The organism is Lysobacter sp. HA18 (assembly GCF_054057595.1).
Map to the genome: position 1 here is coordinate 1,432,923 of NZ_JBSRZL010000001.1, position 25,630 is coordinate 1,458,552.

A 25,630-nucleotide genomic window follows, 5' to 3' on the forward strand; every position below is an offset into this window, starting at 1 on the left:
GCCGTGCGACGCGAGTGGCAGCGCGCGTCGCCGTCAGTCCTCAAGTTCGTCGCCGCCGCCGCGGCCGCCTGACGTCGCACCCGGCGCTTCGGGGATGGAATCATCAATCGACGCGCCCATGCCAGCGCTCGAGTCGGCACCTTCGACGCGCCGGCCATTCGCATCGCGATCGACCACGCGGCCGAGGCTGTCCGTGGTGGACGGCGCGTTGCGATGCGTCGTCGAATCGCGACGTGCGCCGTCCACGATCTCGCGGCTTTCGATCGCGGACTGCAGGCCACTGCGATCGCTACCGACCAGGCTGCTGCCGCCGTAGCCGCCGTCTTCGTTGTTCGGATGATTCGTACTGGTCATGTCGCTACTCCGAATCTCGATGCCGCAAGCGTGGCGCGCGAGCCGTGACCCGCGCGTCGCGATCAGTGGCGCGGCTGCTGACGTTCGACGTCGAGCCGCTGCAGGATGCTGCCATGCACGCCGGTACCGATCGCGAGCGGGCGATGCAGGTTGCCCGCGTCTTCCGGCGCTTCCGGTGCCTCATCCTGCAGCAGCTGCTGCATCGCACCGGTCATCCCGTGCGTGATCGTTTGCGACAGGCGCTCGGCGATGACTGCAGCGGTTGCCGACAGCCCGACGGTGACTTCGTCCTGTGGTGCATTCACCACGCCGACGATGGCGGCGACGATCTCGTCCGCATCGGTGATCGGGAACGGGTGCAGTGTGTGGCCGGTGTAGTTCGCGGCGTGGTCGAAGAACGGCGTGTCGGCCGCCATCGGCAGCACGGCGCAGATGCGGATCTTGTCGGCGGCGCCGACCGCGGCGACTTCCTGACGCAGCGCATCGCAGAGGCCGACGATGCCGTACTTGGTCGCGCAATACGACGCGTAATACGGCGCCGGCGTGCGACCCAGCATCGACGCGACGTTGATCAGCGTGCCGTCCCCTGATTGCCGGAAGTGCCGCAGCGCGACATAGCTGCCGGCGAGCGCGCCGCCCATGTTCGTCTGCATCACGCGCATGTGGTCTTCGAGCGGTACGCGCTCGTAAGGGCCGAGCGCAGCGACGCCCGCGTTATTGATCCACACGTCGAAACGGTTGAACTTGGCGATGGCCGCGGCCGCAAGCTTTTCGACTGCATTCGGATCGCCGACGTCGCAGGTCACCGCGATCGCGTTGCCGCATTCCTTGGCGAGCTGGTCGAGCAGGTTGCTGCGCCGCGCGGCGAGCACGAGGTTGCAGCCTTCCTCGGCGAGGCGGAGCGCGACGCCGCGGCCGAAGCCGCTCGAAGCGCCGGTGATGACGACGGTGCGTGCCGGCATGGTGGATTCCCGATCGAAGTTGTCCGCAGCCTGCAGGACCGGCCGTGGTGGCCGGGTGTGCACGGCTCAGTGCGGGCGGCGCTGGTCGATGGAGCCAGTGTCGTTGCCGCGTGGCACATCGCCGGTCGGCCATTGCGGCTGCTGTGGCTGCGGGCGATTGCGCACGACCTCGCGTTGCAGCCGGTCCGCCGGGATGCGCGCGGACCGGCCGGCGAGGCGCTCGAACTCGAGTACGTCGTGCGAGCAGAAGATGTCGACATCGTTCGCATGCTGGCGTCGTAGCTCGCGCAGGCGGTTCTGGTTGTCGAGCCGCGCCTTGCGGTCCTTCTCCAGCATCCACTGGTAGAAGCGCAGGCCGGGCGTGCAGTGCGGGCGGACCGGGTCCATTTCCGCGTGATAGAAGTAGGCATCGCCCGCGTTGAGTTTCCAGCGACCCTCGCTGCGCACCGCGACGCCGACGTGCCCGTGCGTGTGGCCATGCAGCGGCACCATCAGCACATCGGGCGGCAGGCCTTCGAGTTCGCGTACGCAATCGAAGCCCATCCACTGTTCGCCGGATGAACCGGCGTACGTATGCCATTGTCCGCGCGTCGACCACTGCTGCGGCCGGAAGCGTTGCCGATCCATCCACGTCTTCTGCTGCTCGGCGCATTCGCGCTCGCGCGTCATCATGTGCACGCGCGCATGAGGGAAGTCGTCGAGGCCGCCGGCGTGGTCGAAGTCGAGGTGGGTCATCACGATGTCGCGCACGTCGCGCGGGTCGAAACCCATGCGTTCGACCTGGCGGATCGCGGTCATCTCTTCGCGGAAGTCCGGTGCGACCAGACCGAGGAAGAAGCGCGAGATGCGGCTGTGCGGATCGCGTACATCGCGCAGGCCCATGCCGGTATCGACGAGGATCAGCCGGTCGTCGGCTTCGATCAGCAGGCAGTGCGCAGTGAGGTGGCCGCGCTCGACCATCGACGGCGTAAAGCCGTCCATCAGTCGTCCGCCGAGCGGACACGTCGAGATGCAATTGAGGTGATGGATTTTCATGGCCGCGCACGCTCGGTCGACAGCGCGAGGCTCGCAAGGCCGTGGTCGGCGCGCCGTGACAGCGGCCTGTCAGATCAGGGCTTCGGGCAGCACCTTGGTGCAATCGGCACGCAGCGCGAGCGAAGCGAGTTCATCCGCACGCGTTGCGCCGCGCGTGAGCAGCGCGATCGGTACGCCTGCGTCATGCGCCATGCGGGCGAAGCGAAAGCCCGAATACACCATCAACGACGAGCCGACGACCAGCAGTGCATCGCTCGCGGCGAGCGCATCGCGCGCATGTTCGAAGCGCGCGCGCGGCACGTTCTCGCCGAAGAACACGACGTCCGGCTTGAGCATGCCGCCGCAGTGCGCGCACGGTGGAATGATGAAGTCATCGAAGTCGATACGTTCAAGATCGGCATCGCCGTCCGGTGCGAACGCGGTGATCGCATCGATCCAGCCGGGGTTCGCATCGGCAAGACGCGCCTGCATCGCATCACGCGGCGTGAGCTCGCCACAGGCGAGGCAACGCACGGTGTCGAGACGGCCGTGCAGGTCGATGACGTCGCGATTGCCGGCGCGCTCGTGCAGCCCGTCGACGTTCTGCGTCAGCAGCGCCGACATGCGGCCCGATGCTTGCCAGTCGGCGAGCGCGCGATGCGCTGCGTTCGGTTGCGCCTGCGAGAACACCGGCCAGCCGGCGAACGACCGCGCCCAGTAGCGACGTCGCGTCGCATCGTCCTGCGTGAACGCCTGGAAGGTGACCGGCGGCTTGCGCTTCCAGCCGCCGGCCTCGTCCCGGTAATCGGGAATGCCTGACGCCGCGCTGCAGCCCGCGCCGGTCAGCACGAACACGCGGCGAAACGGCGCGAGCCACTCGCGCAGCAGTTGCGCTTCGGCAGTGGTGTCGACGTCGGCGATCACGTGCATGCGGGCATCCTAGCCGCCATTCCCGTCGCCCCGATGACGCCATGCCTACCGATAGCCGCCCGCCGTGGAAAAAGCCCGCGCCAAAAGGCAGCGGCGCGCACCTGACGCCAGCGCAGAAGGAGGCCGCGAAGGAACGCGCGGAAGCGGCGGGGCGTCGCTATCCCAACCTCGTCGACAACATGTGGGCTTTGAAGCAGCCGAAGGGCGACGATCAGGCGTAGATCATCTTGCGGCTCATGCCGCCGTCGACCACGAAGTTCTGGCCGGTGACGAAGCCGGCCGCGTCCGACATCAGGTAGACCGCGAGCGCGCCGATGTCTTCCGGTCGCCCGACGCGTCCGACCGGATGCTGCGTCTGGTCCTTGCGGCCGAGCTTGGGTCGACGTCGCGACGCCGGTTTCTGCCAGGCTTCGGTCGGCACCCAGCCCGGGCTGATGCAGTTCACCCGTACGTCCGGGCCCGCGCTGATCGCGAGTGCATGCGTCAGGGCGACCAGCGCGCCCTTCGTCGCGGCATAGGCTTCGGTGTCCGGTTCGGATTGCATCGCTCGGGTCGATGCGATGTTGACGATCGAGCCGCGCGATTCGCGAAGCAGGGGCAGGGCGTCGCGACTGCAGAGGAACGCGCTGGTCAGGTTGGTCGCGATGAAGCGGTTCCAGTCGGCGAGCGACAGCGACTCCACCGGACCGGTCTCGGGGTCCGCGTTCGCGGCGTTGTTGATGAGTCCGTCGACGCGACCGAACGTGCCGCGCGCGGCGTCCATGAAACGGCGCACCGAACGTTCCTTCGAGACGTCGAGATGCACGAACATCGCGGCAGCGCCGGCTTCCCATTCGTCGATGCAGGCCTGTCCGGCTTCGTCGTCGGTATCGCCGATCACCACCGCGCCGCCCGCCGCGAGAACGCATTGCGCGATGCCCCGGCCGATGCCCTGCGCTCCGCCCGTGACGAGCACCACGCGGCCGCGCAGGGGCTGCGGATCGATCGCAGGAATCGGCGGCGTCAGGCCCATGTCGCGACCGTCGCGCGATGGATCAGTGCAGCTTGCCGAGGTCGCTGTCGAGGCGACGCTGCAGCTTCTTCGCCGCACCCGTGATCGCCGCCGCGATGGTGTCGGCCTCATCGGACGCGGCAATTGGCGGACGACCTTCAACCTTCGCCTCGAGCAGGCAATGGCGATCGTTTCCGCCGCGACGCTCGGCGTTCTTGTCATGCAGGTGCACTTCGATGCGCGTCACCTGGTCGGCGAAGCGCGACAACGTCGAGTCGAGCGCCTGGCGGACATGGCGCTCGACGGATTCGTCGTACTTGATGTGGTTGTCGTGGTTGATTTCGATATGCATGGCGATGTCCGTCGGTGGGCCAGCCTCGAACCTAGACGACCGGCCGTGACTAAAACCTCAGTGCGCCGCTGCGCGTTTGGCGCGCTCGGCATCGATGTTGCGAAAGATCTCCTCGACCATCGGCGTCCACGTGCTCCACGCATGCTTGCCGGGCCGCACCAGCACGTGGTCGGTCGGCAGCACGTCCGCCACCAGCGGCATGCCTTCGCGCAGGTAGTCGTTGTCGCCGTAGCCCAGCCACACGTTGCGCGTGCGCTCGGGCTCGTTCTTCCAGGTCTTCATCTGCGCCCAGAGGTCGCGCTGCCAGAGGTTCTGCTCGTCGATGGTCGACGCCGACGGCTGCCAGGCATCGAGCCCACCGGCCGCGCGGATCTCGTCGTGGATGTCCCGCTCACCGGTGTACGGCGCGAGCAGCACCATACCGTCGACCTGGCCGGGATACATGCCGTCGTAGAGAATGCTGCCCATGCCGCCGAGCGACGCGCCGACCAGCCAGATCTCGGTGTAGGCACGACGTCGCGCCGGCATCAGCACCTCGTCGTGCAGGCGCCGCGGCGCGCTGCGGTCGAGGTAGTAGGGCATCGACAGCTCGGCGAACAGCACGTCGGCGTCCGGCCATACGCGCTGGATGGCTTCGCCGACGCCGCTTCGACGCAGCGACTCCAGCCGGTCGCGTCGCCCCGGCAGCACTACAACGAGTCGGTGCGAGCCGGCCTTCGAAGGCAGCAGCGCGGTCGGCACGGGTTTCGACAAGTCCGCCCGCGTAGGCACGCATGCGAGCAGTGCGCTCGCTGCGACAAGCAACACCGACCATCGAAGCAATCGCATTCGGGCTCCCCTCTATTCAGCGAAGACGAGTCTCGCAGGCGCGCGTTACGGATGAGTCGAGGCATCGAGTTGGCGTATTCATGTCTTGCGACATGCGCGGAATGTGACCGATGCAAGGTCGTGGCTCACATGCGCTTGATGGTCGGTCGACGAGGATCGTCCGCTCTGAAATCCGGATTGCCGCGAACGTGCTGACCCCCGGTCGACCCCGCGCAGAACGGGGCCTGCCCTGGATCGCGTCCTCATCGAAGGACAGCGAGATCCTGCGCCTGCGTGGCCTCGTTGCGGCGTTGGCCTCTGTCGCCGAGCATCCAGGCAGTACCGAATCTTTCATCGAGTACGCACTCGACAAGGTCGTCGAGATCACGCGTGCCACCGGCGGCGTCGTGTTGCTCGACAACGGCGAGGCGGGGCTCACGGTGGCCTGCGCGCGCGGCCAGATGGAGCGCGTCGACATCGATGCGTTCAACGGCGGGCAGACGCTGGCCTGCGCTTGCCTCGACGCCGGCACCTCCCTGCGCAGCGACGCCACGGCCACAGACGACCGCATCCGCGGCGACGTACGCCGTCGACACCAGTTGCATGCACTCATCGCGGCGCCGCTGCGCTACGGCGATGCCAACCAGGGCGTGCTGGAGATCTGCTCGTCCGTCACGCATGCCTTCGACGACATCGATGCGCAGGCGATCGCGCTGATCGGTAATGCGATGGGCGGCGCATTGGGGCGACAACTCGCGCTGGAGGAGAACGCGCGGCTGCTGCGTCGCCTGCACGACGCACTGCTCGATACGCAGGCTACCGCGCAGATGTACCAGGACGCGGCGTCGCTGGACGCGCTGACCGGGCTGCCGAACCGAGCGACCTTCGAGACGCAGCTGGAGACGGTCTGCGCCTCGCACGATGGACAGCCGCATCGCTTCGGCGTGCTGTTCATCGACCTCGACGATTTCAAGGAAATCAACGACACGCACGGCCACGGCACCGGCGACGCCGTGCTGCGGGCCACCGCCGGCGTGCTGCGCGAGACTCTGCGCGACACCGACTTCGTGGCGCGCCTCGGTGGCGACGAATTCGTGGTGTTGCTGTCGTCGCTGCGCGATGCGGACCGTGACGTGCGATCGGTCGCGCAGGCAGTCGAGGACGAACTGGCCCGCCCGCGCGTGATCAACGGCGTGCGGCTGCGCATCAAGTGCAGCATCGGCTGGGTGATCCACGACGGCGAGGCGCATGCCTCGCAGGTGCTGCATGCGGCGGACGAGCGCATGTACGAGCAGAAGCGCGCGCGACGCCAGCGCTGACGCACGACCCGGCGATCACGTCGCCGGCGCTATTCATCATCGAATGCGGCACTGGCGCCGCACATCGACCATGGAGGTTACCGATGTCCCGTATTCCCGCCGCCCGCGCCCTGGGCCTCGCCGTCGTTGCCGCGCTGGCGCTCGCCGCCTGCAAGGGCAAGGGCAGCAACGACACGCTCGCCGACGGCGCCACCGACAAGCCGACGGCGAATAACGGCTCGACCTCGGTCGGTCCCGGCGCACCGCCGGTGAGCTCGGCCGACCCGGCGATCGGCAACGGCGCAACGGGCGTTCCGGGCAACGCCGGCGCGGCCGCACCGGGTCCGATGCTGGTACTAGTGCCCGACGGCCCGCACGGCCCATACCTGACGAACGCCGCCGGCAATGCGCTCTATTACGTCGAAGGCGACAACGACGGCCGCAAGTGCGTCGGCCCCTGCGCGCAGACCTGGCCGCCGGTGACGGTGGAGACGCAGCAGCCGACCGGCGCGGCCGGCCTGCAGGGCGCGGCGATCTCCGTCATCACCAGACCCGACGGCACGCGGCAGGTCACCTTCGAAGGCCATCCGCTGTATCGCTACGCGGCCGACGCCGGCATCGGCCAGATCAACGGCGACGGCGTGAAGGACAAGTTCGGAAGCTGGCATGTGGTCATGCCGGGCGCGAGCGGTGGCTCGTCGGATACGGGCTCGACCGGCGCAACGGCACCGGGCGGATCGAACGGCGGTTGATCGAACAGGGCGGCCGGCGGAGGCCGGTCGCCCGTCAGCCGTGGGCGCGTCGCGGGCCGAAGGCGGCGCTGGGGTCGATCGCGTCGCGACCGGCCGGGGACAGGCAGCGGTCCCAGGAAATCTGCAACAGCCCCTTGGTGTAGAGGTCGTCCTCGAGCTCCTTGTCGATCTTGGCTCGGGCGTCCACGGCAAGCAGGCGCAGGGCGGCAAGCTCGCGCGAACTGATGACGGTCGAGTGGCTAACGGTGTACATGGACGCGGCTCCCCGTGGTGCTGGAGCCAGTCTGCGGGGCGGAGAGCTCAAGGCGACGTGAAGTCAGCCGGACTCGACCGTGAGCCCCGGATAGGCGGCCTGATCCGGGCGTTCCACGGCGCCGGCCGGAGCCGGCGTGGAACCCTCAGTCGCCCAGAACCAGCAGGAACGGGCCGAGCTGGGAGGTCATCGAGACCAGCACGTGCATGCCGTCGTCGAGCGCCGAAACCGGGGTTTCGAAGTCCGGCGGCGAAGCGCGGTAGGTCGCGTCTTCCGGCAAGCTGTCCTTGACGACGTAGCCCATCAGCACGTTGACGAACTCGCCGAGCGCGTCGAGCGCGAGTTCTTCGTCGCAGGCTTCCGGCGGGATCGACAGGAAGGCCTGAGCGATCGCATGCATGGTCGCGTTGTCGCAGGCGACGCCGATCGCGAGCGGACGGTCCGCCGACACGCGCACCAGCGCCATGGCATCGGTGGCCGGCGGATTCTTCGGGTCGGCGACGCTGGAGAACTGGCACTGCGTGCGCAAAAGGCGCGGGAAGAGCTTGTTGCAGGTCGCGATCGAATTGCCGATGCGCCGGCCCAGCTGATGCGAGGCCAACATCGCATCGAGCGAACGCACGGCTTCGTCGCGCTCGCCGGCATGCGAACGCAGCTCTTCATCGAGGCGCTCGCGGCTGAGGAAACCTTCCTCGACGAGGATCTCGCCGAACAGCTTGCGGCGCGACTTCTGCTCGTCGAGCAGCAGGCCGACTTCGTCGCCGGTCAGCAGGCCCATCGACTGCGCGAGGTCGCCAAAGCGCTTGTCCTCGCGACGCTGGCGCTCGTTGATCGCCATCGCCTGGTCGGCGGTGAGCATGCCGCGCTCGCAGGCGAGCTCGCCCAGCGCGGGGTTGGAGACGCGCTGCACTTCGAGTGCGCGCAGGAGCTGTGCGGCGTCGATGACGCCCTTTTCCAGCAGGAACTGGCCGAAGAACTTGGCTGCCATGGTCGAGTCCTCAGGCCGCGACGGCGGTGACTTCGGCCAGCACGCGCGCGAGCGTGTCGCGGTCGATCGGCTTCTGCAGGTAGCTCTTGGCGCCCATCTTCAGGCACTGCTCGATGTCGTTCTGCGCGCCCAGCGAGCTGAGCACGACGACCTTCGCGGCCGGGTCCAGCTCGAGGATGCGCTTGAGCGCCGCCTTGCCGTCGACCTTCGGCATTACGAGGTCCAGCAGCACGACGTCGGGCTTGAGCGCGAGGTACTGCTCGACCGCCTTGATGCCGTTGTCGGCTTCGCCGGCCAGCTGGTAGCCGCAGGCGTCGATCTGCTGCGCGGTCAGCATGCGCAGGGCGCGGGAGTCATCGCAGAGAAGAACGGTCGGGCGGGCAGTCATCGTGGTGTCCTGGCACGCATCCGGCGCGCGCGTTCCGTGGGCGATCGTAGTCGACCCTCGGAACGTCGTAACGGCACCGTACGAAAAAGCTTGAGGGTCATTACCGTCGGACGAAAGCGGCCGCGGCACGTCCGGCCCGAAGGCCGCTGGCGAAGCAGGCGGTGAGCAGGTAGCCGCCGGTGGGCGCCTCCCAGTCGAGCATCTCGCCGGCCATGAAGACGCCGGCGCGGGCGCGCAAGGCGAGAGCGTGGTCGAGCGCTTCCAGCCGCACGCCGCCCGCCGAGCTGATCGCCTCGTCGATCGGCCGTGGCGACATCAGGCGAAGCGGCAGGCGCTTCAATCCGGCTGCCAGGCGCTGTGGGTCATCAGGAAGCGGATGACCGAGCACCTCGTGCAGCAGTCCGGCGCGAACGCCGTGCACGCCGGCTTGGCGACGCAGGTGATCGCTAAGGCTTCGACCGTTGCGCGGGCGGGCTAGGGCGGCGCGCAACGTGGCCTCGTCGCGACCCGGCACGAGGTCGAGTTCGAGCACCACCGAACCGTGGCGCGCGATCGCGTCGCGTAGGTCGGCCGACAGCGCATAGATCAGGCTGCCTTCGATCCCCGCAGCGCTCACGACGCATTCGCCCTGCAGCGACCGCCGCGCGCGATGCACGTCCGTCCAGTGCGCGACCACCGGCTTCAGCGGCGCACCCGCGAATCGTTCCACGAAGTGCGGCGTCCACGCGATGTCGAAACCGCAGTTCGCAGGGACGAGTGGCGCGATGTCGATGCCGGCCTCCGCGAACGGCGCAACCCACGCGCCGTCGGATCCAAGCTCGGGCCAGCTGCCGCCGCCCATCGCGAACACGGTGGCGCGCGGCATCGCTTCGACGCGCCCGTGCGACGTGTCGAAGCGCAACGCACCGTCGTCCGTCCAGCCGATCCAGCGATGCTGCACGTGGAAACGCACGCCGGCGTCGCGCAGGCGCCGCACCCATCCGCGAAGCAGCGGCGCGGCCTTAAGATCCGTCGGAAACACGCGGCCCGAACTGCCGACGAATGTTTCGACACCCAACCTGCGCGCCCATTCGCGCAGATCATCCGCGTCGAAATCATCAAGCCAGCGCCCGACCTGCGCCGCTCGCTCGCGATAGCGCGCATCGAACGCTGGCCGCGGCTCGCTGTGCGTGAGGTTCAAGCCACCCTTGCCGGCGATCAGGAACTTGCGGCCCACCGAGCCCTTCGCGTCGAACAGGTCGACCTCGACGCCGGCCGCGCGCGCGACTTCCGCGGCCATCAGGCCGGCGGGGCCACCGCCGATGATCGCGATGCCGGGAAGGTCGAGTCGTGCGGTCTGCATGCGGCCAAGCGTGGATTCGGGGCGCACAGCATGCCTGCAGCGACACGCCGCACGGTATCGTCCGCGCTCGTCCAAGCGAACCCGACCGATGACGCCGCGCCTGTCCGCCTGCCTGCTCGTGCTTCCCCTGCTGCTCGCCGCGCCCGTGTGCGCGCAAACGGCCGAACCCGTTTCTGCACCCGCTGCGGCGCCCGCGCTCCCGGCGCAGCTCGCCGATTTCGATGCCTACGTCGAATCCGACCGCAAGCGTTTCGATGTGCCGGGCATCGCGGTCGCGATCGTCAAGGACGGGCACATCGTGCTGGAGAACGGCTGGGGCGTGCGCAAGGCCGGCACGAACGATCGCGTCACCGCGCACACGATGTTCGCGATCGCATCGAACACGAAAGCGTTCACGTCCATGGCGATCTCGATGCTCGCCGACGAAGGCAAGCTGTCGCTCGACGATCGCGTGATCGACCGGCTGCCGTGGTTCCGCATGTCGGACCCGACCATCACGCACGAGATGCGCATCCGTGACCTGCTCGCGCATCGCTCGGGCCTGAGCCTCGGTGCGGGCGATCTTCTGTATTGGCCGGGCACGACGTACAGCGGTCGCGAAGTCGCCGAGCGCCTGAAGAACGTGCCCATCAACGGCAGCTTCCGCGGCCAGTACGCGTACGACAACATCCTGTTCGGCGTCGCGCAGCAGGTGGTCGAGCAGGTGAGCGGGCAGAGTTTCCAGTCGTTCCTGGACTCGCGCATCCTCCGTCCGCTCGGCATGAACGAGACGCGCTACAACAGCGATTTCCTCAAGCCCGGCGATGAAGTCGCGACCGGCCACGCCGCGTTCGATTTCAAGGATGTGCGCCCGCTCGCCGCGCCGATGACGTGGTCCAACGTCGCGGGTGCCGGCGGCATCTATTCGAGCGTGCACGACATGGCGCGCTGGATGAACCTGCAGCTCGCCGACGGCGTGATCAGCGGCACGGGCGACGACGCCAAGCGCCTCGTCAGCCAAGAACGCCATCAGGGCATGTGGCAACTGGTGACGCCGATTTCGGTCTCCGAACCGAGCGTTCCGCAACTCGCACCGCTGAAGCCGAACTTCGCGGGTTATGGCGAAGGCTGGTTCCTGTCCGACTACCGCGGCCACAAGCTCGTCTGGCACACCGGCGGCTGGCCCGGAATGGTGTCGAAGGTGACGATGGTTCCGGACCTCGGCGTCGGTGTGGTCGTGCTGACCAATGCGGAGCTCGGCGGCGCGTTCAACGCGATCACGTATCGCGTGCTCGATGCCTACACCGGCGCGCCCAAGACCGACTGGGTCGCGGCCTACGGCGCCGCGCTGGACAAGCAGCGTGGTGATGCCGACGAAATCTGGAAGAAGCACCTCGCCGCGCGCGATGCGTCGTCGAAACCGTCTCTTCCGCTGGCGAAGTACGCGGGCATGTATCGCGACCCGTGGTACGGCGATGTCGCGGTCGAACGCGAAGGCAGCGGCCTGCGACTGCGCTTCACGAAGACGCCGGAACTCACCGGTCGACTCGAACCGTGGCAGCACGACAGCTTCATCGTCCACTGGGACCAGCGCTGGTTGAACGCCGATGCATTCGTCGATTTCGACCTCGACCACGATGGCGCGATCCGCGGCGTGCGCATGGAGCCCGTGTCGCCGCTCACGGATTTCAGCTTCGACTTCCAGGACCTGCGCCTGACGCCGGTCCCAACGCCCTAACGTGCCGGAGTTCCGGTCTATGCTGGCCGGACTCCATCGGAAACACCCATGAGCATCGTTGCAATCATCATCGTCATCCTCGGCCTGTGGCTCGCCTTCAAGGCAGTCGGGCTGGTCGTGCGCCTGCTCATCTGGGCGGTGATCATCGGCACGGTGTACTGGCTGCTGGCGCCGCACCTCGGCATGCCGATGCCCGGCTGATGGACGACATCGCGCAAAGGGGACCGCTCATGACCTGGCACGTGTATTCCGTCGGCCCGATCGACTACGGCTGGCACCACCTGCGCACCGTGCGCGAGACGCTGGAAGTCGCGGCGGTGCCGTGCGAGGGCAGCGACCCGCGCGAAGGCCTCGATAGTTCGGCGACGCTCGCGTTCCTGAAAAGCTGGGAATCGGCGAAAGAAGCCGCGTACGCCGCCGGCTGGGAAGGCGGCTTCCGTCTCGAGCCGCGCGTGTTCTGGGTGCCCGACGACCTGCAGATGGCGCACGGTTTCGTGTTCAAGCAGGACCACAACGGCGCGACCTTCGTCGCCAGCCCGCAGCCGCTTCCGCATCTCGACGCGCTCGTCGGCGCGTGAACGACACCGCCGCGCCCGGACGGCGCGGCGAAGCGGCTCCGTACAATGGCGACCATGCTGCTCAACGTCGCCGCCTACCATTTCGCCGAAGTCCATGACGCCGATGCGCTCGCCGAAAGGCTGCGCGCGGCTGCGGAAGCGGGCGACGTGCGCGGAACGATCCTTGTTGCGCCGGAAGGCGTGAACCTGTTTCTCGCGGGCAACGAAGCCGTTGTCGAATCGGTGCTGGACGTCCTGCGCAACGATGCGCGTTTCGCCGCGCTCGAAGTGAAGCGAAGCTGGAGCCGCATGCAGCCGTTCGGGCGGCTGAAGGTCAAGCGCAAGCCGGAGATCATCACCTTCCGTCGCGATGGCACCGCGCCGCTCGATGCACGCGCACCGGCAGTCGATCCGCCAACACTCGCGCGCTGGATCGAACAGGGTCACGACGACGCGGGACGTCGACTCGTGCTGCTCGACACGCGCAATCGCGAAGAGTTCGAATACGGCACGTTCCACGGCGCGATCACGTTGCCGATCGACAACTTCACCGACCTGCCGGCCGCGCTTGAACCGCATCGCGAGGAACTCGCCGACGCGACTGTCGTGAGCTTCTGCACCGGCGGCATCCGTTGCGAAAAGGCCGCGCTGTGGCTGCAGGCGGACGGCATGCCCAACGTGCTGCAGCTCGACGGCGGAATCCTCGGTTACTTCGAGAAGGTCGGCGGTTTCGGTTACGACGGCCGCTGCTTCGTGTTCGACGGTCGTGTCGCGCTCGATCCGCAGCTACAGCCGATAGTCGACGACATCGCCTGACGCGTCACCGGCGCTTCACCGTGCGTCGGCGGCCGGTGCGGTCTCCTGCTTGCAGCGGCAACGACGCCGCAAGCCGAGGACATCACATGGACCTGCGCGACGACCGCCGTACCGCGGCCCCGGACCGCGACGAGAACATCCAGAAGCTTCGTGAGATGGCCAAGGGCCTGCACGTCGCGATGCTCACCACGCAGGGCGAGGACGGTCGCCTCTTCAGCCGCCCGCTTGGTGTTGCGGAAATCGAGTTCGACGGGGATCTCTGGTTCGCGACCGGCGCCGACAGCGAGAAGGTGCGCGAGATCCAGGCGAATCCGCAGGTCAACGTCGCGTTCGCCGCGAAGGACAACGGCACCTACATCTCGATCTGCGGCACCGCCATCGCCACGCGCGACCGCGCCGAGATCGAACGCCATTGGCAGCCGTACATGAGCGCCTACTTCAAGGACGGCAAGGACGATCCGAACCTCTGCCTGATCCGCGTCGAGGCCGAGAGCGCCGAATACTGGGACGGCCCGGGCACGATGGCGGGCAAGGCGCTGCACTTCCTGCTGACCGCGGTGACGAACGATCCGGGTCGGCTCACCGACAACCAGCGGATGAATCTGCAGTAGTCGGGACGACGGCGCGCGTCCGCGTCGATGACGCGGGCGTGTGTCGAGTCGAGTTAGCCGCTTGGCGCGGCCGCGTCTCATGCGACGGCCGCGCCGCGTTGCTTCCGAACGCGGCACAAGGCGCGCGTTCCAAACATCACCGATTAAGTCGGCGAGCCAAGCGTCACGCTGTCCAGCGAGGCGCCGCTACACGGCGCCCACGTTCCTCAGCGATCGCGACGCGGAAACCCACCGCGACCACCGCGCGGCGGCGCGCCATCACGGCCACCACCACGCGGCGGACCACCCGCATCGCGTCCACCACCACGCGGGCCATCGTCGCGACGGATCTTCAGCTGCTGGCCGGCGACGCGCACGCGCTTGAGGTGCTCCATCGTCTCGTGCGGCATGCCGCCCGGCAGGTCGATCAGCGTGAAGTTGTCGCGGATGTCGATGCGTCCGATGAACCGGCTTTCCAGATCCGCCTCGTTCGCGATCGCGCCGACGATGTTGCCCGGCTTGACGCCATGCACGTGGCCGACCTCGATGCGGAACGTTTCCATGCCCGGATCGGGACCGCGCTGCGGGCGTTCATGACGCGGCGCGCTGTCGAACTGGCGCTCGGCGTCGTTATGCACGCGCGTCTCGCGCTCGAAACGCGGGCCGCGTGATTCGAAATCGCTCGCGGCGCGCGCGGGGCGATCCTCATGATCGCGACGCGGCGGACGTGCGTCATCGCCCATCGGGCCACGCTCGATGCGCGGCGGTGCGTCGTCGCGCTCGAAACGCGCAGGACGCTCGGCCGGCGCAGGTGCGCGATCGCCGTACGGCTTGCCATCGCGATCTGCGCGCGGTGCGCGGTCCGGGCGGTCGAAGCGCGCGGGGCGCTCGCTGCGCGTATCGCGATCGAAACGCGGCGCACGGTCGCGATCGTTGTTGCGTTCGCGCTGCTGCGCGGCGAGCAACGGGTCGTGGCCGGTCGGCATCAGCAGCGGCGATTCGCCCTGCAGCAGGTGCGCGAGCGCGGCGGCGATTTCCACCGCCGGCACGTTGCGATCGTTCTCGAAGCGTTCGATCAGCTCGCGATACATCGGCAGGTCGGACGATTCGAGCGCGTCCGAAATGCGGCCCAGGAACTTGTCGACGCGTCGCGCATTCACCGACTCGATGCTCGGCGGCTCCATCGGCTCGATCGGCTGGCGCGTGGCGCGTTCGATCGCACGCAACATGCCGCGCTCGCGTGGCGTCACGAACAGGATCGCTTCGCCGGTGCGACCCGCGCGGCCGGTGCGGCCGATGCGGTGCACGTAGCTTTCGGTGTCGTACGGAATGTCGTAGTTCAGCACGTGGCTGATGCGGTCGACATCGAGGCCGCGCGCGGCGACGTCGGTCGCGACCAGCACATCGATGCGACCGTCCTTGAGCTGCTGCACGATCTTCTCGCGCTGCGCCTGCTGGACGTCGCCATTGAGCGCTGCAGCCGCGATGCCGCGAGCCGCGAGCTTGCCGGCGAGTTCCTCGGTCGCGATCTTGGTGCGGGCGAACACGATCATCGCGTCGTAGGTTTCGGCTTCGAGCACGCGGGTGATGGCGTCGAGCTTGTGATGCCCGCTGACCGACACGAAGCGCTGGCGGATGTTCGCTGCGGTGGTCGTGGTCGACTTGATCGCGATCTCGACCGGATCCTTGAGATGCGTCTGCGCGATGCGGCGGATCGGCGGCGGCATGGTCGCGGAAAACAGCGCGACCTGGCGCGTCGGTGGCGTCGCGTCGAGCACGGCCTGCACGTCGTCGATGAAGCCCATGCGCAGCATTTCGTCGGCTTCGTCGAGCACGAGCATGCGCAGCTCGGACAGGTCGAGCGTGCCGCGCTTCATGTGGTCGATGACGCGGCCCGGCGTGCCGACGACGACATGCACGCCGCGCTTGAGCGCGCTCAGCTGCGGCGCATAGCCCTGGCCGCCGTAGATCGGCAGCACCTGGAACTTCGGCAGGTAGGTCGCGTACTTCTGGAACGCCTCGGCGACCTGGATGGCCAGCTCGCGCGTCGGCGCCAGCACCAGCGCCTGCGGCTTGGCGCGCGTGGGGTCGATGCGCGCCAGAACCGGCAGCGCGAACGCCGCGGTCTTGCCGGTGCCGGTCTGCGCCTGGCCGATGACGTCGCGGCCCGCGAGCAGCGGCGGGATCGTCGCGGCCTGGATGGGCGAGGGGGTTTCGTAGCCGACATCGGCCAACGCGCGCAGCAGCGGTGCGCCCAGCTCGAGGTCGCTGAAAGTCGGGGTTACGGGTTCGTTTTCGGCGCTCATGGCAGCGGGAACGTCAGCGCCGGGCGGGCCGGTCGGGGGCGGAAGTCTACCCGTACGCGCGCGTGCGGGCCGTCGATTCGGGCCACTGCGGCCGCGTAGCGACGGCCGGCGGCGTCGCGATCCGCATAACGCGCGATGGCTACGATGGGTCTCCGGAGCGCCACGGCGGCGCCCGTCTTCACGGCCGTCCATGAGCCTGTCCGATCTGCATTTCGACAATCGTTTCGTTCGCGACCTGCCCGGCGATCCGTCGGACGCGAACGTCGTGAGGCAGGTGCATGGCGCCGCGTGGTCGCCGGTCGAGCCGACGCACGTGGTCGCGCCGCGCGTGCTCGCGGTATCGCGCGAGATGCTGGCGGTGCTCGGGCTCGACGAGGCCGACGCCGCCTCGCCGGAGTTCGCCGAGCTGTTCGGTGGCAATGCGCTGTTGTCCGAGATGCAGCCCTACGCATCGAACTACGGCGGGCACCAGTTCGGCCACTGGGCCGGTCAGTTGGGCGACGGCCGTGCGATCACGCTCGGCGAGGTCGTCAATGCGGCCGGGGAGCGCTGGGAACTGCAGCTCAAGGGCGCGGGCCCGACGCCGTATTCGCGTACGGCAGACGGACGCGCCGTGTTGCGCTCGTCCGTACGTGAATTCCTGTGCAGCGAGGCGATGCATCACCTCGGCGTACCGACCACGCGCGCGCTCAGCCTGGTCGCGACCGGCGACGACGTCGTGCGCGACATGTTCTACGACGGACATGCCGCGCCAGAGCCCGGTGCCATCGTCTGCCGCGTCGCGCCGTCGTTCATCCGCTTCGGGCATTTCGAACTGCCGGCCTCGCGTGGCGACGTGCCGCTGCTGCAGAAACTCGTCGAGTTCTGCATCCGTCGCGATTACCCGCATCTCGATGCCGCGTCGCCGAACGTCGTCGGCGACTGGTTCGGCGAGATCTGCGAGCGCACGGCCGTGATGGTCGGTCACTGGATGCGCGTGGGTTTCGTCCACGGCGTGATGAACACCGACAACATGTCCATCCTCGGCCTGACGATCGATTACGGCCCCTACGGCTGGATCGACGACTACGACCCGGACTGGACGCCGAACACCACCGACGCGCAGCGCCGCCGCTATCGGTTCGGCCAGCAAGCGGCCGTGGCGTACTGGAACCTAGGGCGCCTCGCGGGTGCGCTGTCGCAACTGGGCGGCGACGTCGGGCCGCTGCAGGCGGGTCTTGCGCGATTCGTCGAGACGTATGAGCAGACCGAGCGCGACAACGCGGTCGCCAAGCTCGGTCTCGGCGAATTCCGCGATGGCGACGTCCTGCTGATGGAAGACCTGCAGCGATGGATGCGCGAGCACGAAGTCGACATGACGCTGTTCTTCCGCGGGCTGATCGACGTCGATCCGGCAGCGCCGGACCTCGCACCGCTCGCTGTCGCGTACTACAGCGACGAAAAGCGCGACGCTGGCGAGACCGCACTTCGCGACTGGCTTTCGCGGTATGCCGACCGCCTCGCCGACGTCGACAAGGGTCGGCGCCGCGAGCAGATGCGTCGTGCAAATCCGCGTTACGTGCTACGCAATTACCTCGCCCAGCAGGCGATCGACCGCGCCACGGTGGGCGACGCAAAGGGCATCCACGAGCTGCTCGACGTGCTGCGCCGGCCCTACGACGATCAGCCCGGCCGCGACGAATTCGCGCAGCGCCGGCCTGACTGGGCGCGTCACAAGGCCGGTTGCTCGATGCTGTCCTGCAGCTCGTAAGAGCGGGCGAGCGGCCCGCGCCGCGTAGAATGCGGCGATGCCCCTGATCACTCTCCAGTCCGTCGACTTCAGCGTCGGCGGCCCGCTGCTGCTCGACCACGTCGACCTGTCCATCGATCCCGGCGAGCGAATCGCCGTCATCGGCCGCAATGGCGCCGGCAAGTCCACGCTGCTGAAACTCATCTCGCGCGACCTGCATGCCGACGACGGCGAGGTGCGCTACGAAGACGGCGTGCGCGTCGCGCGGCTCGAGCAGGAAGTGCCGATCGATACCGCGGGCGACGTGTTCGACGTCGTCGCCGGCGGCCTGGGCGAGCAGGGCGCATTGCTCGCGCGATTCCACCATCTCAGCCATGCCGAGCACATCGACGCCAATGCGCTGGCGGAAGTGCAGTCGCGCATCGAGGAACTCGGTGCGTGGTCGCTGGACCAGCGCGTCACCGAAACGCTGACGCGGCTTTCGCTCGATGGCGACCAGGCGTTCGCGGGCCTATCCGGCGGCATGCGTCGCCGCGTGATGCTGGCGCGCGCGCTGGTGTCGTCGCCCGACGTTCTGCTGCTCGACGAACCGACCAACCATCTCGACATCGAATCCATCGATTGGCTGGAAGGGTTCCTGAAGTCGTGGCGCGGCACGCTGATCTTCATCACCCACGATCGCCGCTTCATGCGGTCGCTGGCGACGCGCATCGTCGAGATCGACCGCGGCTCGCTCACCAGCTGGCCGGGCGACTGGGACAACTACCTGCGACGTCGCGAAGAACGCCTGCACTCCGAAGCGCAGGAGAACGCGCGCTTCGACAAGCTGCTGGCGCAGGAAGAAGTGTGGATTCGCCAGGGCATCAAGGCGCGCCGCACGCGCGACGAAGGCCGAGTGCGTCGTCTGAAGGCGATGCGCGACGAGCGTTCGCAGCGTCGCGAGCAGACCGGCAAGGTGCGCATGGAAGCCGCGCAGGGCGACGCATCCGGCCGCAAGGTGATCGAGGCGAAGGATGTTTCGGTGTCGCTCGGCGGCCGTAAGATCCTGCGCGATGTGTCGACCAGCATCATGCGCGGTGACCGCATCGGCCTGATCGGCCCGAACGGCAGCGGCAAGACCACGCTGCTGAAGACACTGCTCGGTGAACTCAAGCCGGAAACGGGAGAAGTGCGCGAAGGCAGCAACCTGCAGATCGCCTACTTCGACCAGTACCGCGCGACGCTGCGCGAAGACTGGAACGCGATCGAGAACGTCGCGGAGGGCCGCGAGTTCGTCGAGTTCAACGGCAAGCGCAAGCACATCATCGGCTACCTGCAGGACTTCCTGTTCACGCCGGAACGCGCGCGCGCACCGATCACGCGACTGTCCGGTGGCGAGCGCAACCGCCTGCTGCTCGCGCGCCTGTTCGCGCAACCGTCCAACCTTCTGGTAATGGACGAACCGACCAACGACCTCGACGTCGAAACGCTGGAACTGCTCGAAGAGCTGCTCGGCGATTACGCGGGCACGTTGCTGCTGGTCAGCCATGACCGTGACTTCCTGGACAACGTGGTGACGTCGACGCTGGTCATGGAAGGCGACGGGCAGGTCGGCGACTACGTCGGCGGTTACACCGACTGGGTGCGCCAGCGGCCCGCAGCGGGTTCGAGGTCGTCGAAGCCCGAGCTTCCGCGCGCATCGGCTGCGCCCGTCGCGCCCGTGCCCGCACCCGCACCCGCACCCGCCAAGCGCAAGCTCAGCTTCAAGGAAACGCGCGAGCTGGAATCGCTGCCGGCACGCATCGAGACGCTTGAAACCGAAGTCGCGCGGCTCACCGATGCGCTCTCCGAGCCCACGTTCTACACCCGCGACGCCGCCGCGATCACGGCGCACAATGCGGAAATCGCACGCGTGCAGGCGGAGCTCGACACCGCTTACGCGCGCTGGTCGGAACTCGATAGCTGAGGAGTCGCCATGCGCAAGTGGTGGGTATCGATCATCGTCGTGCTCGCCCTTGTGCTCGGCAGCTACTGGGCGCTGCAGGCCAAGCGAACGCATGACCAGGCGGCGTTCGTCGCGGCGCAACGCGCGCATGCCGAGAAGGCGATCGTCAGTATCGATGCCGGCACGCGGGTGCTCACCGCACGGGTCTCGGGCCAGCGTCTGCAGCGCGCGTCACTTGGGAATGCCGACGTCGTGCTGGCGCATACGTTGGCCGCAGCGCGATCACCCGATGGCCGCGCCCATCCGCTGCTGACCGTGCAGGGCAGGGATGGCATGGTCAGCCTGCCGTATTACGGCATCGACGCCTGGCGCGTGGTGCAGCAGCTCGTTCCGTTGTTGCCGGGAATGGATGCCGGTACCGCAGCCACGCAACTCGCGCGTTTCGAACGCGAAGGCGAGTTGACCTGCGTGCTGTGGACGTCCCAGTCGCAGACGGCGGTACTTGCGAAGGCCGGGCGGGCGCCGGGGACATGCAGTCGCGACCCGTCGTCGCGCTGAACGATCAGGGCTCCGGCGTGTAGCCCGTTGCCGCGTCGGCACCGCCACCGAACAGGAATTTTTCCATCTGTTCGGCGAGGTATTCGCGGTGCTTCGGATTCATCGGCGAAAGCCGGTTCTCATTGATCAGCATGGTCTGGTGCGCGAGCCACGCTGCCCAGCCCTGCTTGCCCACCTGCGCGTAGACGCGACGCCCGAGTTCGCCGGGCCACGGCACGAAGTCGAGGCCTTCGTCCTCGCGCTTGAGCCATACGCAGTCGACGGTACGTGGCATGTCAGTCCTCGAACAAACGGTTGAGAAGCGTGCGGATCGGTGCGGGAATGCCGAGCGATGCGAGATCGCCGCGCGTCACCCATGCGCTCGAATCGTCTTCGGCGACACGCGTCGGCAGCGCTTCGATGCGATGCAGGCGCGGCCGCAGGGTGAGATGGTAGTGCGAGAAGCCGTGTGCGACGTCGTCGAGCCACATCACCGCACTGGCGGGTGTGCGCTGCGATGCGATCCAGGCGTCCGCCGCCGCTTCGTCGTCGAACTGCGGAAGCGACCATAGCGACGCCCAGACCCCGGTCGGTTCGCGCCGCCGCAGAAGCACGCGTCCATCGGCGTCGCGCAGTACGAGAATCACGGCATGTCGATGCGGCAGCGTCTTCGCAGGGCGCGGTGTCGGCAATTCGTCCTGACGACCTTCGATGCGCGCGATGCAGTCGTCCTGCAGTGGGCAGATCACGCAGGCCGGACGACGCGACGTGCACAGAGTCGCGCCGAAATCCATCTGCGCCTGTGTGTAGTCGGCAAGGCGGGCGTCCGGCAGACCCGCTTCCTCGACATGCGCCTGCGCGAAGCCCCAGAGAATGCGCTCGACCTTCGGCGTTCCGGGCCACCCTTCGATGCCATGAAAACGTGCGAGCACGCGCTTGACGTTGCCGTCAAGGATCGCGTGGCGGTCGTTCCATGCCTGCGCGGCGATCGCTGCTGCCGTGCTGCGGCCAATGCCCGGCAGCGCGGCGAGCGCATCGACGTCGCGCGGCAATTCGCCACCGTGCGATTCCATGCAGATCTTCGCCGCCGCGTGCAGGTTGCGAGCGCGCGTGTAATAGCCGAGGCCCGACCACAGCGCGAGCACCTGATCCGCGGATGCATCGGCGAGCGCCTGCAGCGTCGGCAGCGCATCGACGAAGCGGTGGAAGTAGGGAATGACCGTCGCGACTTGCGTCTGCTGCAACATCACTTCCGACAGCCACACGCGGTACGGCGTGCGCGGATGCTGCCAGGGCAGGTCATGGCGGCCGTTGACGTCGAACCACGCGAGCAGCCGCGCGGCGAAACCCTCACTCGCCATCGGTGAACTCGACCTCGACGCCTTCCATGGTCACGCCGGGCAACTCGAGACGCGGCGTACTGACGCGGCCATCGAGCGGTGGCAGCGGCGTGCCGGTGGACGACGCATCGATCCACGCGAGCATCTTCGCAAGCTGGAACCTCCCATCGAATCGCGTTGCGCCCGACGTAAGTTGCAGCGACGTGTTGCCTGAAAGATCGGTCGGACCGTCGTAGGCCAGTTGCATCGGAAGCGCGCCGCGCGGGCGACCGATCGGCGCGGGCAGCGCAGGCCACGCCGACGGCCAACGTGCGATCTCGCCCTCGAGTCGTAGCGTGAGTGCGGATGTCCAGTCCAGCCGACCCGAAGCAGTGACGTCGGGAATCGTTTCGCCTTCGCGAAGCGCGAGACCGAACGGAGCGATGTGCAAGCCCTGCGCATACGTCGCGCGTCCGCCGATGCCGAGGCGGAAGGGGAGGTCGGTCGGCTTCGCGACGTAACGCGCACGCGCGCCTAGCGACATGTCATCCAGTGCGATGCCATGCGTCAGATCCGGAACGCCGCGGAGCACGAGATCGAGCGGTAGCGTCCACTCCGGACGCTCGACCGTCGCGGCGCCAGCCACGCCGAGTCCCGCCGGCATCTCCCGCCGCGCGAGTGTCGCAGCGACATCGAACGGCATGCGCGTATCGCCGGCGACGACGCGGCCTTTCAGCGTCGCGTGCACGAGTTGCTTCGGCGCCAGGCGCGGCACGTTCATGGCGAGCGCATCGATCGTCCAGCCTTCGCCGGTGATGATGCCGTTTCGCACCACGAAGCCATCCGTCAACGTCGGTGTCGGACGTCGCGGCGATGGCGGACGCGTCGCCAGCCAGCGCTGCATGGCCGCGATGTCGATGCGCGGATGGTCGACTTCGACGCGGTGCACGACGAGGTCAGCGCCGCGCGACTTGAGCGTCGACCAAGGAAGCGAGAGCGAAATCCGATCGGCCCGCAGCACCGGCGTCGCGTCGCCGTCGCGCTGCGCGGTGACCTCGCGCAGCACAAGGCGCGGCATGTCACCCAACGTGTATTCGGTGACGCCTTTGGCGGTGATGCGCAGGCCCAGCGCGCGGCTGGCCTGGGACAGCACCAGCGATGCGACCTGCTGCGGGCGCGTCGCCCAGCGCACCAGTCCGGCGAGCGCGGCGATCAACACGATCGCGACGATCAGCCATGCGCGACGCCGCCGCGGAGGCGCGGCGGGCGGATTCGGTTCGACCGGGGTTCCGTCGGTCATCCGCCGCCCAGCGACTCCGGAAGCAGGGCGTCGACGAAGGCCGCGGCGTCGAAGACACGCAGGTCTTCCGGGCGCTCGCCGATGCCGGCGAAGCGGATCGGAATGCCGAACTCGCGTGCGAGCGCGAACACCACACCGCCCTTCGCGGTGCCGTCGAGCTTGGTCACGACGAGCCCTGTCACACCGATCGCCGCATGGAACTGGCGCAGCTGCGAGAGCGCGTTCTGGCCGGTCGTGCCGTCGATGACCAGCAGCACTTCGTGTGGTGCGGCGGGGTCGAGCTTCTGCAACACGCGCTTGATCTTGCCGAGTTCGGCCATCAGGCCCTGCTGCGTATGCAGGCGGCCCGCGGTGTCGGCGATGAGTACTTCGGTGCCGCGCGCCTTCGCCGCTTGCAACGCGTCGAACGCCACCGATGCGGCATCGGCGTTCTGGCCCTGCGCGATCACTTGCACCCCGTTGCGCTCGCCCCAGGCCTGCAGCTGCGCGACCGCCGCGGCGCGGAAGGTGTCGCCGGCGGCGAGCATCAGGCTGCGGTTCTCGTCGCGGAAACGGCGCGCGAGCTTGCCGATGGTGGTGGTCTTGCCGACGCCGTTGACGCCGATCGTAAGAAGAACGAATGGCTTCGCGCTGCGATCGATGACCAGCGGCTTCGACACCGGCTCGAGCATGGCGAGCAGGTCGGCGCGCAATGCGGCGAGCAACGCGTTCGCGTCGGCGAACTGGCGCGCCTTCATGCGCTTGCGAAGATCGTCGACCAGCTCGGTCGTCGCGGTGACGCCGACATCGGCAGTGATCAGCGCGGTCTCGATTTCGTCGAGCAGGTCGTCGTCGAGCTTGGGGTTGCGCGCGAACAGACCGCCGATCGAACGGGTGAACGCGTTGCCGCGCAGGCGGTCGAGCCAGCCGCGCTTGCCGGCCGCGGCGGCGACGGAATCGCTGGACACGCCGAGAAGCTCATCCGACGACTCGACCGCCTCGGCCACCGGCGGCTCCAGTTCGACCGCCGGCTCGGCCGGCGTCGGAAGCGCGGTGCCGAGCCACTCACCGGCGGCGTCGACCGCGGCCGGATCGTTGATGCTGGCGTCGAGGGACTCGACCGGCGCCTCCGGCGTGGCAACGGGATCGGCGCCGGCGAACGCCGCGGCGATCTCCTCGGCGGACATCCGCCGCTCGGAATCGGTCGGCTTCTTGCGGCGCAGAAAACTCAGCATCGGCGGCGTCGGAATAGGGGAAAATGGGCGCGACATGCTAGCACCGGCCCCCACGCAGCCCCGATGAACACGTCACCCGGAAAGGTCCGCCTCATCGGTGGACGATGGCGCGGAACGCGCCTGGACGTTCCGCAGGTCGCGGGCCTGCGGCCTTCGTCCGACCGCGTTCGCGAGACGCTGTTCAACTGGCTGATGCCGTGGCTGCCGGACGCGCGTGTGGTCGATGTATTCGCCGGCACCGGCGCGCTCGGGCTCGAGGCGCTGTCGCGCGGCGCGGCGTCGGCGGTGCTGGTCGAGCGCGACGCAAGCCTTGCGAACGCGCTGCGCACGACGCTCGGCCGCCTCGAAGGCGGCGCACGCGGGCAAGTGGTGCAGGGCGATGCGGTCGGCTGGCTGGCGTCGTCGAGCGCGACCTTCGACATCGCCTTCGTCGATCCGCCGTTCGCGGGCGGGCTGTGGTCGCGGGTGTGGCCGGTGCTCGCACCACGGCTCGCGGCCGATGCGCTGGTCCACGTCGAAAGCCCGGCGGACGTCGACCCCGGCGTGCCGGCGAACTGGGAGCTGCATCGCGAAGGCCGCACTCGGGAGGTCCGCTACGCCCTTTACCGGGCCCCTTCACACGCGTCCGCCGCTGCTACACTCGATCCCGAAGCGACGGCCGGGGAGCCGTCGAACCCGCACGAGATTCCATGACCGCGGCACGTCACCGCACAGCCGTCTATCCCGGCACCTTCGATCCGATCACGAACGGTCACATCGACCTCGTCGATCGAGCCGCGCCGTTGTTCGATCGCCTGGTCATCGGCATCGCGGAAAGCCCGTCGAAGGGCCCGTCGATCCCGCTCGCTACGCGCGTCGAGCTCGCCAAGGACGCGATCGCCCACCATCCGCATGTCGAAGTGCGCGGCTTCAATTCGCTGCTCGCGCATTTCGTGCGGGAGGTCGGCGCCGGCGTTCTGCTGCGTGGCCTGCGCGCGGTGTCGGACTTCGAATACGAGTTCCAGATGGCGAGCATGAATCGCCACCTGATCCCGGAGGTCGAGACTTTGTTCCTGACCCCGGCCGAGCAATACGGATTCATTTCTTCATCGCTGGTCCGCGAAATCGCCCGCCTCGGCGGGGATGTATCCGGTTTCGTTCCCCCGGCGGTGGCCACCGCGCTGCAAGACCACTGGCGGCGTATTTGATGT

The 25,630-nt window shown here is 68.1% G+C and carries 29 protein-coding genes; 13 read left to right on the top strand and 16 right to left on the bottom strand.

The features are described 5' to 3' along the window. Positions 1-33: 33 nt before the first annotated feature. The 4 genes from ACVWWW_RS07270 to ACVWWW_RS07285 form a co-directional block, all read right to left on the bottom strand. On the bottom strand, positions 34-354 hold the full coding sequence (locus tag ACVWWW_RS07270) for a hypothetical protein (protein ID WP_027082827.1): 321 nt from the start codon (positions 352-354) through the stop codon (positions 34-36). Positions 355-416: 62 nt separating this feature from the next. After that, a complete protein-coding gene (locus ACVWWW_RS07275; protein WP_027082828.1) occupies positions 417-1,316 on the bottom strand; it encodes an SDR family NAD(P)-dependent oxidoreductase in 900 nt (299 codons plus the stop codon). A gap of 66 nt (positions 1,317-1,382) precedes the next feature. Continuing rightward, complete coding sequence (locus tag ACVWWW_RS07280; protein WP_081672046.1) at positions 1,383-2,351, bottom strand: MBL fold metallo-hydrolase; 969 nt, start codon at positions 2,349-2,351, stop codon at positions 1,383-1,385. Between the two features lie 69 nt (positions 2,352-2,420). Beyond that, on the bottom strand, positions 2,421-3,260 hold the full coding sequence (locus ACVWWW_RS07285) for an NAD-dependent protein deacetylase (protein ID WP_051235052.1): 840 nt from the start codon (positions 3,258-3,260) through the stop codon (positions 2,421-2,423). 41 nt (positions 3,261-3,301) lie between these two features. Between ACVWWW_RS07285 and ACVWWW_RS07290 the strand changes: the two genes are divergently transcribed. Next, complete coding sequence (locus tag ACVWWW_RS07290) at positions 3,302-3,481, top strand: hypothetical protein (RefSeq protein ID WP_027082829.1); 180 nt, start codon at positions 3,302-3,304, stop codon at positions 3,479-3,481. Here the strand turns inward: ACVWWW_RS07290 and ACVWWW_RS07295 are convergent. From ACVWWW_RS07295 to ACVWWW_RS07305, 3 genes are read right to left on the bottom strand one after another with little or no spacing between them, the layout of a single operon-like run. Further along, positions 3,472-4,272, bottom strand: coding sequence for a glucose 1-dehydrogenase (locus ACVWWW_RS07295; RefSeq protein WP_027082830.1), 801 nt, complete (start codon positions 4,270-4,272; stop codon positions 3,472-3,474). The genes ACVWWW_RS07290 and ACVWWW_RS07295 overlap by 10 nt on opposite strands. Before the next feature lie 22 nt (positions 4,273-4,294). Next, the gene (locus tag ACVWWW_RS07300; RefSeq protein ID WP_027082831.1) at positions 4,295-4,603 is read right to left on the bottom strand and encodes an HPF/RaiA family ribosome-associated protein; all 309 of its coding nucleotides are present in this window, start codon (positions 4,601-4,603) and stop codon (positions 4,295-4,297) included. Between the two features lie 57 nt (positions 4,604-4,660). Beyond that, positions 4,661-5,431, bottom strand: coding sequence for an alpha/beta hydrolase (locus ACVWWW_RS07305; protein ID WP_051235055.1), 771 nt, complete (start codon positions 5,429-5,431; stop codon positions 4,661-4,663). 188 nt (positions 5,432-5,619) lie between these two features. Between ACVWWW_RS07305 and ACVWWW_RS07310 the strand changes: the two genes are divergently transcribed. Beyond that, positions 5,620-6,729, top strand: a complete 1,110-nt coding sequence (locus tag ACVWWW_RS07310; protein WP_027082832.1) for a sensor domain-containing diguanylate cyclase — start codon at positions 5,620-5,622, stop codon at positions 6,727-6,729. An 83-nt stretch (positions 6,730-6,812) separates the two neighbouring features. Further along, positions 6,813-7,460 carry a hypothetical protein gene (locus ACVWWW_RS07315; RefSeq protein ID WP_051235057.1) on the top strand — a complete coding sequence of 216 codons (648 nt, stop codon included), beginning with the start codon at positions 6,813-6,815 and terminating at the stop codon, positions 7,458-7,460. 34 nt (positions 7,461-7,494) lie between these two features. Here ACVWWW_RS07315 and ACVWWW_RS07320 read toward each other — a convergent pair whose 3' ends face one another. The 4 genes from ACVWWW_RS07320 to ACVWWW_RS07335 all read right to left on the bottom strand — a co-directional run bounded on the left by ACVWWW_RS07320 (position 7,495) and on the right by ACVWWW_RS07335 (position 10,431). Then, positions 7,495-7,713: a hypothetical protein gene (locus ACVWWW_RS07320; RefSeq protein ID WP_027082833.1), complete on the bottom strand. Its 219-nt coding sequence runs from the start codon at positions 7,711-7,713 to the stop codon at positions 7,495-7,497. A gap of 145 nt (positions 7,714-7,858) precedes the next feature. Continuing rightward, a complete protein-coding gene (locus tag ACVWWW_RS07325; protein ID WP_027082834.1) occupies positions 7,859-8,701 on the bottom strand; it encodes a chemotaxis protein CheX in 843 nt (280 codons plus the stop codon). Between the two features lie 10 nt (positions 8,702-8,711). Further along, entirely contained in the window at positions 8,712-9,089 is a 378-nt protein-coding gene (locus ACVWWW_RS07330) for a response regulator (RefSeq protein ID WP_027082835.1), read from the bottom strand. Positions 9,090-9,189: 100 nt separating this feature from the next. After that, positions 9,190-10,431, bottom strand: a complete 1,242-nt coding sequence (locus ACVWWW_RS07335; RefSeq protein WP_027082836.1) for a TIGR03862 family flavoprotein — start codon at positions 10,429-10,431, stop codon at positions 9,190-9,192. Positions 10,432-10,519: 88 nt separating this feature from the next. Here ACVWWW_RS07335 and ACVWWW_RS07340 point away from each other — a divergent pair, with 88 nt between their 5' ends. The 5 genes from ACVWWW_RS07340 (at position 10,520) to ACVWWW_RS07360 (ending at position 14,132) form a co-directional block, all read left to right on the top strand. After that, on the top strand, positions 10,520-12,148 hold the full coding sequence (locus ACVWWW_RS07340; RefSeq protein WP_036141882.1) for a serine hydrolase: 1,629 nt from the start codon (positions 10,520-10,522) through the stop codon (positions 12,146-12,148). A gap of 48 nt (positions 12,149-12,196) precedes the next feature. Then, on the top strand, positions 12,197-12,349 hold the full coding sequence (locus ACVWWW_RS07345; RefSeq protein ID WP_155914266.1) for a hypothetical protein: 153 nt from the start codon (positions 12,197-12,199) through the stop codon (positions 12,347-12,349). Positions 12,350-12,378: 29 nt separating this feature from the next. Further along, complete coding sequence (locus tag ACVWWW_RS07350) at positions 12,379-12,726, top strand: hypothetical protein (protein ID WP_027082838.1); 348 nt, start codon at positions 12,379-12,381, stop codon at positions 12,724-12,726. 54 nt (positions 12,727-12,780) lie between these two features. Then, the gene (locus ACVWWW_RS07355; RefSeq protein WP_027082839.1) at positions 12,781-13,521 is read left to right on the top strand and encodes a sulfurtransferase; all 741 of its coding nucleotides are present in this window, start codon (positions 12,781-12,783) and stop codon (positions 13,519-13,521) included. Between the two features lie 86 nt (positions 13,522-13,607). Continuing rightward, a complete protein-coding gene (locus ACVWWW_RS07360; protein WP_051235059.1) occupies positions 13,608-14,132 on the top strand; it encodes a pyridoxamine 5'-phosphate oxidase family protein in 525 nt (174 codons plus the stop codon). A 206-nt stretch (positions 14,133-14,338) separates the two neighbouring features. Here the strand turns inward: ACVWWW_RS07360 and ACVWWW_RS07365 are convergent, their stop codons facing one another. Beyond that, a complete protein-coding gene (locus ACVWWW_RS07365) occupies positions 14,339-16,417 on the bottom strand; it encodes a DEAD/DEAH box helicase (RefSeq protein WP_027082841.1) in 2,079 nt (692 codons plus the stop codon). A 196-nt stretch (positions 16,418-16,613) separates the two neighbouring features. Here ACVWWW_RS07365 and ACVWWW_RS07370 point away from each other — a divergent pair, with 196 nt between their 5' ends. Genes ACVWWW_RS07370 through ACVWWW_RS07380 form a run of 3 tightly spaced genes read left to right on the top strand, consistent with a single transcriptional unit; the run spans position 16,614 to position 20,628 of the window. Further along, entirely contained in the window at positions 16,614-18,167 is a 1,554-nt protein-coding gene (locus ACVWWW_RS07370) for a protein adenylyltransferase SelO (protein ID WP_027082842.1), read from the top strand. Positions 18,168-18,204: 37 nt separating this feature from the next. Beyond that, positions 18,205-20,091 carry an ATP-binding cassette domain-containing protein gene (locus tag ACVWWW_RS07375; RefSeq protein WP_027082843.1) on the top strand — a complete coding sequence of 629 codons (1,887 nt, stop codon included), beginning with the start codon at positions 18,205-18,207 and terminating at the stop codon, positions 20,089-20,091. 9 nt (positions 20,092-20,100) lie between these two features. After that, positions 20,101-20,628: a hypothetical protein gene (locus tag ACVWWW_RS07380; protein WP_027082844.1), complete on the top strand. Its 528-nt coding sequence runs from the start codon at positions 20,101-20,103 to the stop codon at positions 20,626-20,628. A 4-nt stretch (positions 20,629-20,632) separates the two neighbouring features. On the opposite strand, the gene ACVWWW_RS07385 is transcribed toward ACVWWW_RS07380, so the two are convergent. From ACVWWW_RS07385 to ftsY, 4 genes are read right to left on the bottom strand one after another with little or no spacing between them, the layout of a single operon-like run. Then, a complete protein-coding gene (locus ACVWWW_RS07385) occupies positions 20,633-20,902 on the bottom strand; it encodes an oxidative damage protection protein (RefSeq protein WP_027082845.1) in 270 nt (89 codons plus the stop codon). 1 nt (position 20,903) lies between these two features. Beyond that, entirely contained in the window at positions 20,904-21,968 is a 1,065-nt protein-coding gene (mutY, locus tag ACVWWW_RS07390) for an A/G-specific adenine glycosylase (RefSeq protein WP_027082846.1), read from the bottom strand. Continuing rightward, positions 21,958-23,226, bottom strand: coding sequence for a hypothetical protein (locus ACVWWW_RS07395; RefSeq protein WP_027082847.1), 1,269 nt, complete (start codon positions 23,224-23,226; stop codon positions 21,958-21,960). Before ACVWWW_RS07395 ends, mutY begins: the two co-directional genes overlap by 11 nt. After that, positions 23,223-24,440, bottom strand: coding sequence for a signal recognition particle-docking protein FtsY (ftsY, locus tag ACVWWW_RS07400; RefSeq protein WP_027082848.1), 1,218 nt, complete (start codon positions 24,438-24,440; stop codon positions 23,223-23,225). Before ftsY ends, ACVWWW_RS07395 begins: the two co-directional genes overlap by 4 nt. 63 nt (positions 24,441-24,503) lie before the next feature. Here ftsY and rsmD point away from each other — a divergent pair, with 63 nt between their 5' ends. Both rsmD and coaD read left to right on the top strand, forming a co-directional pair. After that, a complete protein-coding gene (gene rsmD, locus ACVWWW_RS07405; protein WP_051235062.1) occupies positions 24,504-25,133 on the top strand; it encodes a 16S rRNA (guanine(966)-N(2))-methyltransferase RsmD in 630 nt (209 codons plus the stop codon). Beyond that, on the top strand, positions 25,130-25,627 hold the full coding sequence (coaD, locus tag ACVWWW_RS07410; protein WP_027082849.1) for a pantetheine-phosphate adenylyltransferase: 498 nt from the start codon (positions 25,130-25,132) through the stop codon (positions 25,625-25,627). The genes rsmD and coaD overlap by 4 nt, the downstream gene beginning before the upstream one ends. Positions 25,628-25,630: the final 3 nt, after the last annotated feature.